The organism is Curtobacterium sp. C1, from assembly GCF_021049325.1.
Lineage (GTDB): Bacteria > Actinomycetota > Actinomycetes > Actinomycetales > Microbacteriaceae > Curtobacterium > Curtobacterium citreum.
In genome coordinates, this window is the sequence record NZ_CP088076.1 from 2,676,230 (window position 1) to 2,693,480 (window position 17,251).

Annotated in this window: 17 protein-coding genes; 7 read left to right on the forward strand and 10 right to left on the reverse strand. The window is 72.4% G+C overall.

Annotated features, from left to right (window positions below):
• Positions 1 to 109 precede the first annotated feature (109 nt).
• The 3 genes from LQK89_RS12785 (at position 110) to LQK89_RS12795 (ending at position 4,833) form a co-directional block, all read left to right on the forward strand.
• On the forward strand, positions 110 to 1,309 hold the full coding sequence (locus LQK89_RS12785; RefSeq protein ID WP_231049312.1) for a cobalamin-independent methionine synthase II family protein: 1,200 nt from the start codon (positions 110 to 112) through the stop codon (positions 1,307 to 1,309).
• Positions 1,310 to 1,442: 133 nt separating this feature from the next.
• Positions 1,443 to 2,813, forward strand: a complete 1,371-nt coding sequence (locus LQK89_RS12790) for an AAA family ATPase (RefSeq protein WP_231049313.1) — start codon at positions 1,443 to 1,445, stop codon at positions 2,811 to 2,813.
• The gene (locus tag LQK89_RS12795) at positions 2,806 to 4,833 is read left to right on the forward strand and encodes a vWA domain-containing protein (protein WP_231049314.1); all 2,028 of its coding nucleotides are present in this window, start codon (positions 2,806 to 2,808) and stop codon (positions 4,831 to 4,833) included. The genes LQK89_RS12790 and LQK89_RS12795 overlap by 8 nt, the downstream gene beginning before the upstream one ends.
• A gap of 75 nt (positions 4,834 to 4,908) precedes the next feature.
• On the opposite strand, the gene LQK89_RS12800 is transcribed toward LQK89_RS12795, so the two are convergent.
• Genes LQK89_RS12800 through LQK89_RS12820 form a run of 5 tightly spaced genes read right to left on the reverse strand, consistent with a single transcriptional unit; the run spans position 4,909 to position 8,795 of the window.
• Positions 4,909 to 5,706 (reverse strand): SCO1664 family protein, encoded by a 798-nt coding sequence (locus LQK89_RS12800; RefSeq protein ID WP_231049315.1) that lies wholly within the window; start codon positions 5,704 to 5,706, stop codon positions 4,909 to 4,911.
• On the reverse strand, positions 5,703 to 6,230 hold the full coding sequence (locus LQK89_RS12805; RefSeq protein WP_141862546.1) for a DUF3090 domain-containing protein: 528 nt from the start codon (positions 6,228 to 6,230) through the stop codon (positions 5,703 to 5,705). Before LQK89_RS12805 ends, LQK89_RS12800 begins: the two co-directional genes overlap by 4 nt.
• A gap of 33 nt (positions 6,231 to 6,263) precedes the next feature.
• The gene (locus LQK89_RS12810) at positions 6,264 to 6,974 is read right to left on the reverse strand and encodes an MSMEG_4193 family putative phosphomutase (protein ID WP_231049316.1); all 711 of its coding nucleotides are present in this window, start codon (positions 6,972 to 6,974) and stop codon (positions 6,264 to 6,266) included.
• Between the two features lie 10 nt (positions 6,975 to 6,984).
• Positions 6,985 to 7,698: an ABC transporter ATP-binding protein gene (locus tag LQK89_RS12815; protein WP_231049317.1), complete on the reverse strand. Its 714-nt coding sequence runs from the start codon at positions 7,696 to 7,698 to the stop codon at positions 6,985 to 6,987.
• Positions 7,695 to 8,795: an ABC transporter permease gene (locus tag LQK89_RS12820; protein ID WP_231049318.1), complete on the reverse strand. Its 1,101-nt coding sequence runs from the start codon at positions 8,793 to 8,795 to the stop codon at positions 7,695 to 7,697. Before LQK89_RS12820 ends, LQK89_RS12815 begins: the two co-directional genes overlap by 4 nt.
• Before the next feature lie 148 nt (positions 8,796 to 8,943).
• On the opposite strand from LQK89_RS12820, the gene LQK89_RS12825 reads away from it, so the two are divergent.
• The 3 genes from LQK89_RS12825 to LQK89_RS12835 all read left to right on the forward strand — a co-directional run bounded on the left by LQK89_RS12825 (position 8,944) and on the right by LQK89_RS12835 (position 11,221).
• Complete coding sequence (locus LQK89_RS12825) at positions 8,944 to 10,113, forward strand: sensor histidine kinase (protein WP_144805019.1); 1,170 nt, start codon at positions 8,944 to 8,946, stop codon at positions 10,111 to 10,113.
• A complete protein-coding gene (locus tag LQK89_RS12830) occupies positions 10,110 to 10,730 on the forward strand; it encodes a response regulator (RefSeq protein ID WP_231049319.1) in 621 nt (206 codons plus the stop codon). Before LQK89_RS12825 ends, LQK89_RS12830 begins: the two co-directional genes overlap by 4 nt.
• Positions 10,731 to 10,792: 62 nt before the next feature.
• Positions 10,793 to 11,221 carry a BLUF domain-containing protein gene (locus tag LQK89_RS12835; RefSeq protein ID WP_231049320.1) on the forward strand — a complete coding sequence of 143 codons (429 nt, stop codon included), beginning with the start codon at positions 10,793 to 10,795 and terminating at the stop codon, positions 11,219 to 11,221.
• Here the strand turns inward: LQK89_RS12835 and LQK89_RS12840 are convergent.
• From LQK89_RS12840 to LQK89_RS12860, 5 genes are all read right to left on the reverse strand, one after another.
• Complete coding sequence (locus tag LQK89_RS12840; RefSeq protein WP_167510125.1) at positions 11,208 to 11,819, reverse strand: ScbR family autoregulator-binding transcription factor; 612 nt, start codon at positions 11,817 to 11,819, stop codon at positions 11,208 to 11,210. The two genes, LQK89_RS12835 and LQK89_RS12840, sit on opposite strands and share 14 nt — an antisense overlap.
• Positions 11,820 to 11,904: 85 nt before the next feature.
• A complete protein-coding gene (locus tag LQK89_RS12845) occupies positions 11,905 to 12,375 on the reverse strand; it encodes a BLUF domain-containing protein (protein WP_231049321.1) in 471 nt (156 codons plus the stop codon).
• 89 nt (positions 12,376 to 12,464) lie between these two features.
• Complete coding sequence (locus tag LQK89_RS12850; RefSeq protein WP_231049322.1) at positions 12,465 to 13,838, reverse strand: ABC transporter substrate-binding protein; 1,374 nt, start codon at positions 13,836 to 13,838, stop codon at positions 12,465 to 12,467.
• Between the two features lie 11 nt (positions 13,839 to 13,849).
• The gene (locus tag LQK89_RS12855) at positions 13,850 to 14,803 is read right to left on the reverse strand and encodes a carbohydrate ABC transporter permease (RefSeq protein ID WP_231049323.1); all 954 of its coding nucleotides are present in this window, start codon (positions 14,801 to 14,803) and stop codon (positions 13,850 to 13,852) included.
• A 25-nt stretch (positions 14,804 to 14,828) separates the two neighbouring features.
• On the reverse strand, positions 14,829 to 15,800 hold the full coding sequence (locus LQK89_RS12860) for a carbohydrate ABC transporter permease (protein WP_231049324.1): 972 nt from the start codon (positions 15,798 to 15,800) through the stop codon (positions 14,829 to 14,831).
• A 194-nt stretch (positions 15,801 to 15,994) separates the two neighbouring features.
• On the opposite strand from LQK89_RS12860, the gene LQK89_RS12865 reads away from it, so the two are divergent.
• On the forward strand, positions 15,995 to 17,230 hold the full coding sequence (locus tag LQK89_RS12865) for a Gfo/Idh/MocA family protein (RefSeq protein WP_231050802.1): 1,236 nt from the start codon (positions 15,995 to 15,997) through the stop codon (positions 17,228 to 17,230).
• Positions 17,231 to 17,251: the final 21 nt, after the last annotated feature.

Sequence of the window (17,251 nt, forward strand, 5' to 3'; positions counted from 1 at the left end):
CCAGTGGGAGTGCAGCTTTACGTCCTCACAGAATCAGGGAGGTGCGGTACTGCAGACGCGAGCCGTCACGTCCGACCAGCCCCGTGCCTCCCGTCGGTACGGTGGCGAGGTGCCGCTGCAGAACTCGACCGACCGCATCCTGACCACCCACACCGGGTCGCTGCCCCGGACGCCCGAGCTGACCGCGCTCCTGGTCGCCCGCGACCAGGGCGCCGCGTACGACGAGCGGGCGCTCCGCGAGGAGACCGCCGCCGTCCTGGCCCGGACCGTCGACGCCCAGCTCGACGTCGGCCTGGACGTCGTCAACGACGGCGAGGTGCCGCGCGTCGGCTTCTCCACCTACATCCGCGAGCGCCTGTCCGGCTTCGGCGGGACGGGGCACCGCAAGCCGACGCTCGACTCGGTCAAGTTCCCGGAGTACGCGGCGTTCCAGGCGCGCCAGATCGACGAGGGCGCGACGTTCGCGCGGGTCTGGGACACCCCGGTCGCGCAGGGGGTCCTGGAGTACGACCCGGCGCGCGCCGGCATCCGCGAGGACCTGGACGGATTCGCCCGCGAACTCGACCGCAACGCCGCGGCCGGCCGCACGCCAGCCGGCACCTTCCTGTCCGCGGCGACCCCCGGCATCGTCGCGACGACGCTCCTGCTCGACGAGCAGAACCCGCACTACCGGGACCACCGCGAGTACGTCTTCGCGCTCGCCGAGCAGCTCCGCGTCGAGTACGAGGAGATCGCCGCGCGCGGGCACGTCCTGCAGCTCGACGCGCCGGACCTGGCGATGGAGCGGGTGATCCACTTCGGCGACGCGTCGCTCGACGAGTTCCTGGCCGCCGTGGACCTGCACGTCGACGCGCTCAACCACGCGCTCCGCAACATCCCGAAGGAGCAGACCCGGCTGCACGTCTGCTACGGCAACTGGCAGGGGCCGCACCAGGACGACGTCCCCGTGGACGTGCTGCTCCCGCACCTGTACCGGGCCGAGGTCGGGGCGTTCAGCATCCCGTTCGGCAACCCGCGGCACGCGCACGAGTTCCCGGCGTTCCGTGACCTGCCGCTGCCCGAGGACGCGGTGCTCGTCCCCGGCGTGATCGACGTCACGACGAACTACCTCGAGCACCCGCAGCTCGTCGCGAACCGGATCGTCGAGGCCGCCGAGGCCGTCGGTGACCCGACGCGCGTCGTCGCCGGGACGGACTGTGGGCTCGCGACGTTCGCGAGCTACGAGTTCGTGGCGTCGGACGTGGCGTGGGCGAAGCTCCGCGCGCTCGTCGAGGGCGCCGAGATCGCGTCGCGCCGCCTGTTCGGCTGACGGCGGGCGGGACGGCGCACGTCCCACAGGTCGGGACGGGACGGCCGGGAGGATCGTGGCCGGGTCCGCCACGCGGCCACCGTCGACACTGTCGGTGCGCGGGCGTAGCGTCAGGAACGTGACCCGACCCACCATGAGAACGGTCGGCGAGCTCCGCGCTGCTGGGCACGTCCAGAAGTCGGTCCGCGCCGAGATCCGCGACAACCTCCTCCAGGCCCTCCGCGAGGGCCGCGACCCGTGGCCCGGCCTGCACGGCTTCGCCACCACCGTCGTTCCGCAGCTCGAACGCGCCCTCATCGCCGGGCACGACGTCGTGCTGCTCGGCGAGCGCGGGCAGGGCAAGACCCGCCTGCTCCGCACCCTGCAGGGCCTGCTCGACGAGTGGACCCCGGTGATCGCCGGCTCCGAGCTCGGCGAGCACCCGTTGGAGCCGATCACGACGGCGAGCATCCGCCGCGCCGCCGACCTCGGGGACGCGATGCCGATCGAGTGGCGGCACCGCGACGAGCGCTACGTCGAGAAGCTCGCGACGCCGGACACGAGCGTCGCGGACCTGATCGGCGACGTCGACCCGATGAAGGTGGCCGAGGGACGCAGCCTCGGCGACCCCGAGACGATCCACTTCGGCCTGATCCCCCGGGGGCACCGCGGCATCGTCGCGATCAACGAGCTCCCGGACCTCGCCGAGCGCATCCAGGTCGCGATGCTCAACGTGATGGAGGAACGCGACGTCCAGATCCGCGGCTACGTGCTGCGCCTGCCGCTCGACGTGCTCGTCGTCGCCAGCGCCAACCCCGAGGACTACACGAACCGCGGCCGGATCATCACGCCGCTCAAGGACCGCTTCGGCGCCGAGATCCGCACGCACTACCCGATCGAGCTCGACGACGAGATCGCCGTCATCCGACAAGAGGCGCACCTGACCGCCGACGTGCCGGACACCCTGATCGAGATCCTCGCGCGCTTCACCCGGGCGCTCCGACAGTCCAGCGCGGTCGACCAGCGCAGCGGCGTCAGCGCCCGCTTCGCGATCGCCGGCGCCGAGACGATCTCGGCCGCGGCCGTCCACCGCGCGGCACGCCAGGGCGAGGAGCACGCCGTGGCGCGGCCGATCGACCTCGAGACCGCGGTCGACGTGCTCGGCGGCAAGATCGAGTTCGAGAACGGAGAAGAGGACCGGGCGGACGAGGTCCTCGAGCACCTGCTCCGGACCGCGACCGCCGAGACCGTCCGGGCACGCTTCCGGGGCATCGACTTCGACGTCCTCATCGAGGCGCTCGACGGCGGGACGATGGTCACCACCGGCGAGCAGGTCAGCGCCCGGGCCTTCCTCGAGGGCCTGCCGTCGATCGGCGAGTCTGACCTGTACGACCAGGTGTGCGAGCGACTCGGCGCCACGGACGACGGCGAACGGGCCGGCGCGATCGAACTGGCGCTCGAGGGGCTCTTCCTCGCCCGCCGGATCAGCAAGGAGTCCGGGGGCGGCGAGGCCGTCTATGGCTAGGCAGAACCGCCGCCTGTCCCGCGACGCCCGCTACGGGAGATACGAGGGCGGACCCGATCCGCTCGCGCCGCCGGTCGACCTGTCCGAGGCGCTCGACGCCATCGGTGAGGACGTCATGGGCGGCACCTCGCCCGAGCGTGCCATCCGCGAGTTCCTCCGGCGCGGCGGCGAGACGCAACGGGGCCTCGACGACCTGATGCGCCGGGTCGCCGAGCGTCGGCGGGAGCTGACCAGCCGGAACAACCTCGACGGGACCCTGCAGCAGGTGCGGCAGCTCCTCGACGAGGCCGTGCTGTCCGAGCGGGGCGAACTCGCCCGCAACGTCGACCTCGACGACGGCGACCGGGCCCTGGCCGAGATGCAGCTCGACAGCCTGCCGCCGTCGCCCGCTGCCGCCGTGCAGGAACTGAACGGCTACGACTGGACGAGCCCGCAGGCACGCCAGAAGTACGAGCAGATCAAGGACCTGCTCGGGCGCGAGGTGCTCGACCAGCGGTTCGCCGGGATGAAGCAGGCGCTCGAGGACGCGACCGACGAGGACCGCGCCGCGGTCTCTGAGATGATGCGCGACCTCAACCAGCTGCTCGAGGACCACCGCGCGGGGACGGACACCCCGGAGCAGTTCGACGCGTTCATGGCGCAGCACGGGCAGTACTTCCCGTCGAACCCGGCGAACGTCGAGGAGCTCCTCGACGACCTGGCCGCCCGGGCCGCCGCTGCGCAGCGCATGCGCAACTCGATGACCCAGGAGCAGCGGGACGAGCTCGACGCCCTGGCGCAGCAGGCGTTCGGCTCCCCCGACCTGATGAGCCAGCTCGGTCAGCTCGACGACACCCTCCGATCCCTCCGCCCCGGCGAGGACTGGGGCGGCGCCGAGCGGATGGACGGCGAGCAGGGCCTCGGGCTCGGCGACGGCACCGGCGTGTTCCAGGACATCGCCGACCTCGACGCCCTGGCCGACCAACTCGCGCAGTCCGGGCCCGGTTCGGACCTCGCCGACCTCGACCTCGACGCCCTGCAGCGCCAGCTCGGCGAGCAGGCCGGCGTCGACGCGCGGACCCTGCAGCGGCTCGAGCAGGCCCTGCGGAACTCCGGTGCCGTGAAGCGCGGCGCGGACGGGCAGCTCCGGCTGACCCCGAAGGCCATGCGGCAGCTCGGCAAGAGCCTGCTCAAGGACGTCGCCGAGCGGATGTCCGGACGCCAGGGCGCGCGGGACCTCCGCCGCTCGGGGGCGTCCGGCGAGCCCTCGGGTGCGACGCGCCCCTGGGCCTTCGGCGACACGGAGCCGTGGGACCTCCCCCGGTCGATCACGAACGCCCTCGTGCGCACCGCGGCCGATGGTCGCGACGGAGCCGGCGTGCGGCTGACGATCGACGACGTCGAGGTGCAGGAGACCGAGGCGCGGACGCAGGCGTGCGTGGCGCTCCTCGTCGACACGTCGTTCTCGATGGCGATGGAGGACCGCTGGGTCCCGATGAAGCGCACCGCCCTCGCGCTGCACACCCTCGTCAGCACCCGGTTCCGCGGGGACGACCTGCAGCTCATCGCGTTCGGCCGCGAGGCCGAGGTGATGGACATCGAGCAGCTCGTCGGGCTCGACGCCCAGTGGGACAAGGGCACGAACCTGCAGCACGCGCTGCTGCTGGCGAACCGGCACTTCCGGAAGCACCCGACGGCGCAGCCCGTGCTGCTCATCGTCACGGACGGCGAGCCGACGTCGCACCTCGAGCCGAACGGGCAGGTGTGGTTCGGCTACCCGCCCGACCCGGTGACGATCGCGCTCTCCGTGCGGGAGCTCGAGAACGCCGGACGCCTCGGCGCGCAGACGACGTTCTTCCGACTCGGCGACGACCCGGGGCTCGCGCGCTTCATCGACGCGATGGCCCGACGCGTGGACGGGTCCGTGGTCGCGCCGGAGAACGACGACCTCGGGGTCGCGGTCGTCGGCTCGTACCTCGGTGCACGTCAGGGCGGCACGCCGCTGTTCGGCGGCTGGGGTCGCGACGAGTGGGGCGGCTGACCGGGGACCCGCGGTCCGTCGGACCACGACCGACCCTGACCCACGATCCGTCGAGCCTCGGCTGACCAGGTCCGGTCAGAACAGCGGCCAGGGCACCGCCGATCCGTGCCCCGGCGGCGGCGGGAACATCCCGACGGCGCGGAGCGCCGCGCACCGGGCCCGGGTGTTGTCGATCTCGGCCGGCGTCAGGTGCTCGGCGAGCGCCGCCCCGAGGTCCCCCCGCAGTGCCTCGGCCACCCGGTCGAGTCCCTCGAGCTCGTCCGGGTCGAGCGGCTCCCCGATCCATCCCCAGAGCACGGTGCGGAGCTTGTGCTCGACGTGGAAGGTCAGGCCGTGGTCGACGCCGTACCGGTGCCCGTCCGGCATCGCGAGCACGTGCCCGCCCTTGCGGTCGGCGTTGTTCACGACGACGTCGAACACCGCCATCCGCCGGAGTGCCGCGGTGTCCTCGTGCACGAGGGTCACGGGGCGGTCGCGCTCGTCGATCGCCTCGAGCACGGGGAGCCACGGCGACCCCTCGGCGTCGGCCTCTGCGGTCGGGACGAGGTCGACGGCGTCCTGCTCAGGGTCGACGTCCTGCCACCGCTGCACCATGCCGGGGCCGAACGGCCCGTCGTCCACGAGCCAGGTGGGCGGCACGACGTCCCAGCCGAACGCCTGGGACACGAGGTGCGCCGCGACCTCGCGCCCGGCGAGGGTGCCGTCCGGGAAGTCCCAGAGGGGGCGTTCGCCCTGCACGGGCTTGTAGACGACGGACTGCCCGTCGAGCTCGGCGAGGAACGTGGCGTTCGAGGCCTCGCGGATGCGCGCTCGGATCGCGAACGAGCCGTCGGCGGGGCACGGACCGTCCGGAGTGGGCGAGCCGTCGCTCATGCGTCGCCGGGCCGGCGTCCGGCGGCGACGACCTCGCGCGTGCGCTCGACGAAGGCGCGTGCGCTGCCGACGGGGATCTTGACCTGGAAGACCTCGGCGGGCTCGGGGATCTCGACGACGGCGTCGACCTCGTCGCCGTCCTCGTCCGTCTCGGTGACGATCTCGAGCTCCTCGTCGATCGGGTACGCCTCGATCACCACCTGCGCCGTCGCGGGGTCGAAGCCCAGGCTGAGCGCACCGGCGCGGAACTCGGGCTCGACGGGTTGGTCGAGCGGAGCCGCGTCGCGGAGTTCGGTCGGCGCGGACGCGGGGACGCTGAAGCGGTTGTCGTCGACGGTCGCGACCTCGTCCAGGAGTTCGGAGACCTTCTCGGCGAGGACCGCGGACTGCTCCTTCTCGAGCGCGACGCTGGTGACCCGGCGGCCGTCGCGTGCCTGCAGGTAGAAGGCGCGCTCGCCCGGGCGGCCGACCGTCCCGACGACGAGACGTTCCGGCCAGTCGAAGCCGTGCACGATGGTGGGCATGCCCCGATTGTAGGAGGGCCCGCCGACGCCCGTTCAGGCTCCGGCGGTCCCCGGACGGTCGTGGCCCGCTCCCCCGCCGACGGCTGCGTCACCGGAGGGCGCCGGGGCCGCGGCGAGCCACGACAGGTCCCCCGAGTCGGTGTTCGTCGCGACGACCTCGGGACGGTGCTCGCCGTAGCGCACGACGGACACCGATGCCGGTCCGACCGCGATGCGCTGGAACAGGTCGAGGTGCATGCCGAGGGCGTCGGCGAGGACGGACTTCACGATGTCGCCGTGGCTCACCGCGACCCAGACGGCGGTCGGGCCGTGCGCCGCCTCGACCTCGGCGTCGATGCGCCGGATCGCCGCGACCGCGCGGGACTGCATGGTCTGCATGGACTCCCCGCCGGGGAACACGACCGCGCTCGGGTTCGCCTGCACGGTGCGCCACAGCGGTTCCTTCGCCAGGTCGGCGAGCTTCCGCCCCTGCCACAGCCCGTAGTCCGCCTCGGTGATGGCGCGCTCGACGCGGACGTCCGGGCTGCCCTGCTGCTGGGCGAGGACCGCACGGGCGGTCTGCCGGCACCGTTCGAGCGGGCTCGTGACGAGGGCGGCGAGTGGGACGGGCGCGATGCGGGCGGCGGCGCGGTCGGCCTGCTCGCGGCCGACGCGGTCGAGCGCGACCCCGGCGGTCCGGCCGGCGAGCACGCCGGTCGCGTTCGCCGTGGTGCGCCCGTGCCGGAGGAGGAGGACGGTCGCCATGCGCTCGATCCTAGGCCGCGACCGACGCCGCCCCCGCGTCCGACGTCTCCGCGACCCGCCCGTCCACGACGGTCACCAGCGCGTCGAGCGCCCCACGGTGCACCAGGTCGTGCGTGACGAGCAGCGTCGCCGTCCCCCGCTCGTGCGTCAGCCGTGCGACGAGGTCCATCACGGCCCCGCCCCGCTCCTGGTCGAGCGCGCTGGTCGGTTCGTCGACGAGCAGGACCGCGGGGTCGTGCACGAGCGCCCGGGCGATCGCGACGCGCTGCCGCTGCCCGCCGGACATCTGCGCGGGCCGCTTGTCCGCGTGCCCGGCGAGCCCCACGGCGTCGAGCAGCCCGTCCGCGCGTTCCCTGGTGACCCGTCGGCCGCGCGCACCGCCGAGGTGCCCCATCACGAGCAGCTGCTCCCGGGCCGTCAGCGCTGGCAGCAGGTTCGACTGCTGGAACACGATCCCGATGCGCTCCCGGCGGAAGGCGGTGGCCGCGTCCCGCGAGAGCGCCGCGACGTCGACCGCGTCCGCTCCGCTCCCGACGAGCACCCGCCCGGCGTCCGGCCGGATCAGGGTCGCCGCGACCGCGAGCAGCGAGGACTTCCCGGAGCCGGACGGCCCGGTGACGCCGGTCACCGTCCCGGCCGGTGCGGTCAGGGTCACGTGGTCGACCGCGGTGACACGGCGGTCGCCGTCGGGGAAGGTCAGGGTGACGTCGTCGAGGGTGATCATCGGTTGCTCCCGAGTGCGGTGAGGGGGTCGGCTGCGGTGACGGAACGGAGGGCGACCGCGGCGCCCGCGAGCCCGAGCAGGGCCATCGCGACGCCGGGCACCAGGGTGGTGAGCGGACTGAGGAGGAACGGCAGCGTGCCACCGGCGACCGCCCCGAGCACCGCGACGAGGGCGGTGCCCGTGCCGATCCCGAGGACGAGCACGACGAGCGCCTGTCCGAGGGCGTCCCGGACGAGCGACGCCGTGCTCGCACCGAGGGCCTTGAGCACCGCGACGTCGCCGGCGCGCTGCATCGTCCACACGGTGAAGAACGCGCCGACGACCAGGGCGGAGACCCCGAACAGCATCGCGATCATGAGCGCGAGCGAGCCGACCTCGGACCGGAACGTCTCGAGTGCCGTCAGCGACCCGAACGGCGTCGCGGCCGAGGTGTGCGTGGCCGTGGCGACGGCGTCCCAGTCCGGCGACCCGCTCACGGCCAGGAGCGTCGGTGCCCCGCTGCCCCCGAGCCGGCGGTCGGCCGCGGCCCACGCGTCGGGCGTCATCGCGACGACCGGGGTGTGGCTGTACCAGGCGTCCCCGCCGACCGACGCGACGCGGTACGTCGTGCCGGTGACGCTGATGCTGTCGCCTACCCGCACGTCGAGCTGCTCGGCAGCGGCGGCCGACAGGCCGACCGCGTCGTCCCGGTCCGGTGCGAGCGCCGCGACGACGCCGTCGCCGCCGTGCGGTAGCCCGAACAGCGCCACCCCGACCGCAGCGGCGGCGGACTCGCCGGCCGGGCCGCCGCTCCCGGCGGCAGCCCGCCCCTGCACGATGCCCACCGGGACCACCCGGTCGACGCCGGCCGACGTCTGCCAACCGATCCGTGCCTCCCGTCCGATCTCGGACTCGCCGAAGGACGGCTGCCCGTCGGACGGTTGCTGCAGCACGAGTCGGTCGCCGGGCAGGCCGAGCACGGCGGAGACGTTCTGCGACGCCAACCCGCCGGTCAGCCCGGCGAGGAACCCCACGAGCAGGGTGATGAGGGCCACCACGGAGCCGATGAGCACGAAGCGTCCGCGGGCGAACCGGAGATCGCGCCAGGCGACGAACACGGTCGTTCCTTCCCGGTCGTGGACCCTCCACGACCTCCGCCCCAGCGTCGCGTCCGTGCTCCCGACGGTCATCGCCGGGTCGATCGGTCCCGGGATCGAACTTCCGGTTGATCCGCCGCGACCCGGCCGTCCGTACGCTGTCCGTGACATGGCCCACAGCACGCTCACCCCGGTCTTCGTCGGTCTCCGCACCGGCCTGCACGTGCTGTCCGCCGCGCTCCTGGCGCTCGTCGTCGTCCGGATCGTCGTCGTCGGCGGCCCGACCGCGCCGCTCGCGGGCGTGCTCGCCGGAGCGTTCGCGGTCGTCTACCTGCTCGGGGCGGTCGTCGCCCGCACGGCCGGGTCCCGCCGGGTCCTCGCCGGCGCGCTCTGGGTCGTCGGACTGAGCGTCGTCTGGGTCGGGCTGCTCGTCCTGGTCCCCGAGGCCGCGTACCTGGTCTTCCCGCTCTTCTTCCTGTACCTGCACGTCCTGCCCCGCGTCGTCGGCCCCGCAGCCGTGGTCGCCGCGACGCTCGTCGCGGTCGTGGCGCTCGGCCTGCACGGCGGCTTCACGGTCGGCGGGGTGGTCGGTCCGCTCGTCGGCGCGGGCGTCGCGCTCCTCATCGGCCTCGGGTACCGGGCGCTCGCCCGCGAGGCCGCCGAGCGCGAGGCCCTCGTCGCCGAGCTCCTCGCCACCCGGGACCGGCTCGCCGCGACCGAGCGGGAGCAGGGGGTGCTCGCCGAGCGCGCACGGCTCGCGCGGGAGATCCACGACACCGTCGCGCAGGGCCTGTCGAGCATCCAGATGCTGCTGCACGCAGCCGAGCGCGCGGACGGCGACCGTCCGGGGACCGAGCACATCCGGCTCGCGCGCGAGACCGCCGCGGACGGACTCGCCGACACCCGTCGCTTCATCCGGGAGCTCGCGCCCCCGACGCTCGACCAGGGGCTCGGCGCCGCGCTCCGCCGGCTCGCCGAGCAGCAGTGGACCCGCGACGGGCTCACGGTCGGCGTCACCGTCCCGGACGTCGCCCTGCCGATGGACGTCGAGACCGCGCTGCTCCGCCTGGCGCAGGGCGCGGTCGCGAACGCGGTGCAGCACGCGCGGGCGGCGCACGTCGACGTCGTGGTCGCCGTGGACGGCCGGGAGGCACGACTGACGGTCGTCGACGACGGCGTCGGGTTCGACCCGGTCACCACCGGCGACCGGGCGGCGGCGACGGACTCCTTCGGCCTCCGCGCGATGGCCGAGCGCGTCGAGCAGTTCGGCGGCCGGCTGACGGTCGAGAGTGCCCCCGGCCGCGGCACCACGATCACCGCCGTCCTGGAGGTCCCGTGATCCGCATCGTCATCGCCGACGACCACCCCGTCGTCCGCGCGGGACTCCGCGCGCTGCTCGACGCCGAGGACGACCTCGCGGTCGTCGGCGAGGCCGCCACCCCCGACGCGGCGACCGCGATGGCCGAGGAGCTCGCGCCCGAGCTCGTGCTGATGGACCTGCAGTTCGGGCAGGAGACCACGGGCGCCGACGCCACCCGCCGGATCCGGTCACTCGACGCGCCGCCGTACGTGCTCGTGCTGACGAACTACGACTCCGACGGCGACATCCTCGGCGCGGTCGAGGCCGGCGCGAGCGGGTACCTGCTCAAGGACGCCCCGCCCGAGGAGCTCGTGGCGGCCGTCCGCGCGGCGGCCTCGGGGCAGAGCGCCCTCGCGCCCGCGATCGCCGGCCGGTTGATGGCCCGGATGCGGGCCCCGCAGGTGAGCCTGTCGGCGCGGGAGATCGAGGTGCTGCGGCTCGTCGCCGACGGGGCGTCGAACGGCGAGGTCGCCCGACGACTGCACATCAGCGAGGCGACCGTGAAGTCGCACCTGGTGCATGTCTTCTCGAAGCTCGGGGTGGCCTCGCGCACCGCGGCGGTGTCCGAGGCCCGGGCGCTCGGCGTGCTGCGGTGAGCGCCGCGTGCGGCTCGCGGACAGTGGTCGGCGCACCCAGGACCATGCACCAGGATGGTCCGGTGCTCGTCTCCATCGTCTACATGAGCCGGTCCGTCACACCCTTCGACGACGACGCGCTCGCCGAGCTGCTCCGGGAGTCGCGGCTCCGCAACGAGGCGCTCGGCGTCTCCGGGCTGCTCGTGGCGAAGGGCGGCCGCTTCATGCAGCTGCTCGAGGGGCCGGCGTGGAGCGTCGACGACCGCTTCGCGGCGATCTCCCGCGACCGCCGGCACGACGAGGTGAAGTCGCTCATCCGTGAGGACATCGCGCGCCGACGGTTCGACGGCTGGTCGATGGCCTACCGGTCGCTCGACGAGCGGGACGTCCGCGAGGAGGAGGGCTTCAGCCCCTTCCTGTCCGGGACGATGGACTTCGCGCCCGAGTTCGACCGGACGAGCGCCGCGTGGCTGCTCAAGTGGTTCCGCGACCGCGAGCTCACCGACCGCTGACGAAGGTCTCGTCGACGACCGCGAGCAGCCGTGCCCGGTGCGCGGGCGCCGCGGTGGCCTGCACCACCACGCGCCACATGACCGCGACGGCGGGGTCGAGGTCCGCGCGGCCGCTCCGGACCTCCGCGACGAGCTGCACCCCCGTGAAGTACGGGACGACCGTGCCGCCGAGCTCTTCGGCGCTCAGGTCGGTCCGCAGCTCCCCGCTCGCGAGCGCCAGGCGGAACACGTCGACGATCCCGCCGATCCACTGCTCGTAGAAGGACGACGTCGCACCCGCGAACTCGCCGCGCTCGAGCGACAGCCGGATGCCGGCCCGGACGATCGGGTCGGTGCGGAGCAGGTCGGCGATCGCCTTCGAGGCCCGCACGAGCGCCGCGGTCGGCGAGGCGTCGGTGTGCTCGACGACGGCGAACGTCCTGGCGTTCTGCTCGTCGATCACGGCGAGGGCGAGCGCGAGCTTCGTCGGGAAGTGGAAGTGGAGCGTGCCCTGCGGGACACCGGCGCCGCGCGCGACGGCGGCGACCGCCGTGGCGGCGAAGCCGACGCGGTCGAACTCCTCGGCCGCCGCCACCAGGATCTGCTCGCGTCGTTCCACGGTGCCAGTCTCCCGGACGCCAGGCGCGTGGCGGAGCCGCACCGCGCCTCCCGTCCGGGTGTCGTCGCGGTGGTGCGCTCCTCGGCTACGCGGCGTGCCGTGCCAGGGTGATGCGCTCCTCCGGGACGTCCTGCAGGTCCCGCCCGCGGAACCAGCGCAGCAGCCAGTCGGCCGGCGTGCCGGCCAGACCGGCCGGCAGTCCGCTGCGCTCGGTGAGGAAGGTGTTGAACCCCGGCTCGTCGCGGACCTCGACGTCGCTCGGGTTGCCGAACGCCATCGACCAGCCGTCGAAGCGACGGGCGTCGATCGTCTCGCGGGACAGGGACTTCACGTCGTGGTGCCGCGGGTCGCGCTCGATCGCGGCGAAGCGGTCCTCGACACTCCACGCGGGGCCCTCGAGGACCTGCATGAACCGGCCGCCCTTCGCGAGCAGCAGGCCGGAGACCCCGAGCGCCTCGTTGCGCAGGCGGGCCTCCCGGAGCATGGCGACGAGCTGGCCGTCGGTGAGGTCGTCGACGGCGACGGACATGTACACGAGCGAGGTGAGGGTGGTCATCGGCGCCAGTCTGTGTCGTGCTCCTGCGGTCGGTCAACGCGGTCGTCCGCACACCGCATCGGAGTGCGGTGTGCGGACGGACACGCCGCTCACGTCAGCTGGAGGAGGGTGTTCACCTGGTCGTTGACGCTGGTCAGCGTCGAGACCGGCCTGCCGTTCGCGTAGATGTCGTCGAACGCCGGCTGCACGAGTGCCTGGACGTCGGCCGGGTTCCGCGTGACCGGGAACAGGAACGTGGTGCCGCCCGACACCTGCTCGGTGAACGCGGTCACGTCGAGCCCGCGCTCCGCGTAGGCGGCGACCGCGGCCTCCGTGCCGGACCGGCGCGCCGGGAACACGATGCCGGCACGACCGACGATCTCCTGCGCCGCCGCACTGCCCAGGAACGCGACCCACTTCGCCGCCGCCTCGGGGTGCTTCGCCTGCTTCGTGATCGAGTCGCCCAGGCCGTTGAACATCGACGCGCGGTGTCCGACCGGACCGGCGGGCGTCGGCGCGATGCCGACGTCGACCCCCTGCAGGTTCGCGTAGGTGCCGATCATCCACGACCCGTTGAACGACAGCGCGACCTTCTTCGCGCCGAGCTGCACGTCGGGTCCGGTCGTCGTCGAGAACACCCCGTACTTCGGCATGTAGCCCTTGTCCGCCAGCCCGAAGTACCACGAGATCGTCTTCTGGAACCCGGCATCGTCGTAGCGGAACCGGTCGCCCCACGGGTTCGTGTTCGTGTAGTACCAGTCGGTCGACCCGGTGAAGGGCGACCACTGCGTCTGGCCGAAGCCGTCGCCGCCGCTGCCGTTCGCGCTCATGCCGTAGACCGCGACGTCGGACTTGTCGAACCCCGGCTCGTCGCCGCGGCGACCCTTGCCGTCGATCGTCAGGTGCGCGACCGCCCGCTCGAACGTTCCGCCGTCGTCGGGGTTCCAGGACAGCGCAGCCAGCGACTCGGGCGAGTAGCCGGCCTTCGCGATGACGTCCTTGTCGTAGAACATCGCGATCGTGTCCCAGTCCTTCGGCGACCCGTAGCGGTGGCCGTCCCGTCCCTTCCAGAGCTGCGCGAGTCCGGACTGGTAGTCGTCGTCGCGGATGCCCTTCGTCGCCTCGAGCTCGTCCAGCCGGTACAGCACGTCGAGGTCGGCGAACTGCGGGAACTTCGACAGGTGGTCGGTGAACACGTCGGGCGCGGTGCCGGCGATGAAGCCCGCGGTGAGCTTCGTCCAGTAGTCGGCCCAGCCGAGTTGGGTGATCTTGATCTGGATGTCCGGGTTCTCGCGCTCGAACGCCTTCGCGACGGCCTGGTACGCGGGGAGCTGGTTCGCGTCCCAGAGCCAGTACGACACGGTGCCGGTCGCACCGCTCCTCGGGTTCGGCGTGCCCGGCGACGAGCAGGCTGCGAGCGCTCCGAGCGCCAGGGCCGAGGCGCCACCGTCGAAGAGGGAGCGGCGGGTGATGGAGTGCGTCATGGCGGGGTTCCCTACTTGATCCCGGAGAAGCCGATGGAGTTGACGATCCGCTTGGCGAAGACGCCGAAGAGCACGATCATCGGGAGTGCCGCGACGAGCGTCGCCGCCATGAGGCCCGCCCAGTCGGTCCCGGACTGCGGGGACTGCGACTTGAAGACGCCGAGCGCGACGGTGAGCACCCGGGAGCTGTCGGTGTACGAGACCATCAGCGGCCAGAAGTAGTCGTTCCACGCGGTGATGTACGTCAGCACGGCGAGCGTCGCGATCGGGGCGGAGGCCATCGGCAGGATGAGCCGGAAGAACACCCGGACCTTCCCGGCGCCGTCGATCAGCGCCGCTTCCTCGACCTCGCGCGAGATCCCGAGGAAGAACTGCCGCAGGAAGAACACCGCGAACGGGGTCATCAGCATCGAGGGCAGGGCGATCCCGAGCAGGGTGTCGACCAGGCCGAGCGACTTGATCAGGGTGAAGTTCGGCAGGAGCGTGAAGATCGTCGGGACCATCAGGCCGGCGAGGAACACCCCGAAGACCCGGTCGCGCCCGGGCCAGCGCAGTCGGGCGAAGGCGTAGGCAGCCGCGGCGGAGAAGAACACCTGGCCGACCGTGATCATCGTCGCCGTGATCACCGAGTTGGCGAGGTACTGCCAGAAGTTGATCGCCGCGCCGGAGCCGCCCTGCACCAGGGCCTCCTTCGTGGACTGCAGCCCGAAGACGCGCTCGAAGCCCCCCAGGCTGAAGCCGGTCGGCAGCAGCGAGGTCGGGTCGGCGGACAGCGCGCCGTTGGAGGACAGCGCGGTGCGGAGGATCCAGTAGAACGGGAACAGGGTCACGACGATGACGGCGATCATCGCGGTCCAGGCGATCACGCGCCCGACGGAGGGCTTCGGCCGCGGTGGCTTCGCGCCGCGCGTGGTGAGCGCGCGGGTGGTGGTCGGTTCGACCACGGGGGGCAGGGTGCTGGTCATCTTCGACTCGCTTCCGGGGGGTCCGTCAGTCCAGGTCCGTCTCGCTGGAACGCGAGAGCCGGTACTGGACGAACGTGATGATGCTCAGGACGATGAGGAGGGCCACCGAGACGGCGGACGCGTAGCCGAACTGGAACCGGCCGAAGGCCAGGTTGTAGATGTAGTTCTGCACGACGTTCGTGGCGTTCGCCGGTCCGCCCTGGGTGGCGATCGCGACGGTGTCGAACACCTGGAAGGACCCGATGATCGTGATGATGAGCACGAGCGACAGGATCGGGCGCAGGAGCGGGACGGTGATCCGCCAGAACATCTTCCACTCGCTCGCACCGTCGATGCGTCCGGCCTCGTAGACGCTCTCCGGCAGCGCCTGCAGGCCCGCGAAGATGAGCAGCGCGGTGTAGCCGACGTTCCGCCAGAGGTTGATGAACGCGATCGTCGGGATGCCCCAGAAGTCGCTCTGCAGGAACGGGATGCGACCGACGCCGATCGCGCTGAGGACCTCGTTGCCGATGCCGAGCTGCGTGTCGAGGATCCAGAGCCAGATGAGCGCGGCGACGACGTTCGACACCAGGTACGGCGCCAGGACGATCCCGCGGACGAAGGTCGACTTCGTCAACCGGTGCATCATCACCGCGATGAACAGCGCCAGGATCGTCTGGAACCCGATGTTCAGCAGCACGTACTCGACCGTGACCGCCATCGAGTGCCAGAAGATCGAGTCCTGCACCAGGCGCTCGTAGTTCTGCAGTCCGGTGAAGACGGGTGGGGTGAGCAGGTTGTAGGTGGTGAAGCTCAGATAGATGCCGCGGAGCGTCGGCCACAGCAGGAACACCGCGAACCCGATCGAGGCGGGGGCGATGAACGCCAGGGCGAGCCACAGGTCGTTCCGTGGTCGACGCCGTGGGGAGGACGTCCGGACAGCGGCGGCGTCGACCCGCCGAACGGTCCGGGGTGGTGCCGTCACCAGGGGTGACGACAAGGGGCTCTCGGTTGCCATCGCGACTCCTTCGTCTGCGGTGGACTGACGTCGGCAGTCCGTGGCGGGGAATCTACACGTGTGGACTTCCGCTGACAAGCGCTATTTCTTGGCGCGCTTAAGAGGGTTGTCACGTGTAGACACCTGTGTCAGGCTGGGACTCGATCGCGACGGAGCGACCTGCTCGGCGACACGTCCCCCACCTCGGAAGGTCACTGATGATCAGCATCGGAATGGTCGGAGCCGGCCAGTTCGCGCCCCAGTTCGCCAAGCTCTTCAAGGTCCACCCCGACGTCGACCGGGTGCTCGTCACCGACGTCGTCGCGGACCGCGCCGACGAGCTCGTCGCCGCGCAGCACCTCGACGGCACGCTCGCGGACTTCGACGCCGTGCTCGCGTCCGACGTCGACGCGGTCGCGATCTTCACACAGCGGTGGACCCACGGTCCGCTCGTCGTGCGCGCGCTCCGCGCCGGCAAGCACGTCTACTCCGCGGTGCCGATGGCGATCACCGAGGAGGAGATCGCGGCGATCATCGACGCCGTCCGCGAGACCGGGCTCACCTACATGATGGGCGAGACGAGCCACTACAACCCGGCGACGGTGTTCGCACGGCAAAAGGTGGCCGAGGGTTCGTTCGGCCGGGTCTTCTACGCCGAGGGCGACTACGTGCACGACATGGACCTCGGCTTCTACGCCGCCTACCAGTACAGCGGCGGCGAGCAGTGGAAGCGCACCGCCAGCTACCCGCCGATGCTCTACCCCACGCACTCGGTCGGCGGCGTGCTCGGGGCGATCCCGGGCCATGCGGTCAGCGTCAGCTGCATCGGCGTCAAGGACGACCGCGACGACGGCGTGTTCGACAAGGCGGTCAGCCAGTTCGACAACGACTTCTCGAACGCGACCGCCCTGTTCGAGCTCGACAACGGCGGCGTCGTGCGGATCAACGAGATGCGCCGCGTGGGCTACCCGTCGCACCTCCGCGAGTCCCGGTTCCGGTACTTCGGCACCGAGGCCAGCTTCGAGCAGCTCGCCACGGTCAGCGTCTGGCAGGACAAGGAGGCCGTGCACGACGTCAGCGACCAGATCGACACCCGCCCGACGATGGAGCTGGACGACCCCCGGCTCGCCGACGTCGACCCCGCGCTGCGTGACGCGTTCGTCTCCGGGTACGCGCCCGTGCACGACACCTCGCGCCTGCCGGCCGAGTACGACGGGGTCCCGACCGGGCACGAGGGCAGCCACCACTTCCTGGTCGACGACTTCGTCCGTGCGGTCGTCGACGGGACACTCCCCCCGGTGAACGCCTGGGTCGCGGCGCGGTACACGCTCCCGGGCATCGTCGCGCACCGCTCGGCGCTGCAGGGCGGCGTCCGCCTGCCCGTGCCGGACCACGGCGACGCGCCCGAGCCGGCCACCAGCACGGTCTCGTCTAGGATCGCGAGCGAGTAGCCCGCGCTCGGGGTCCGTCAC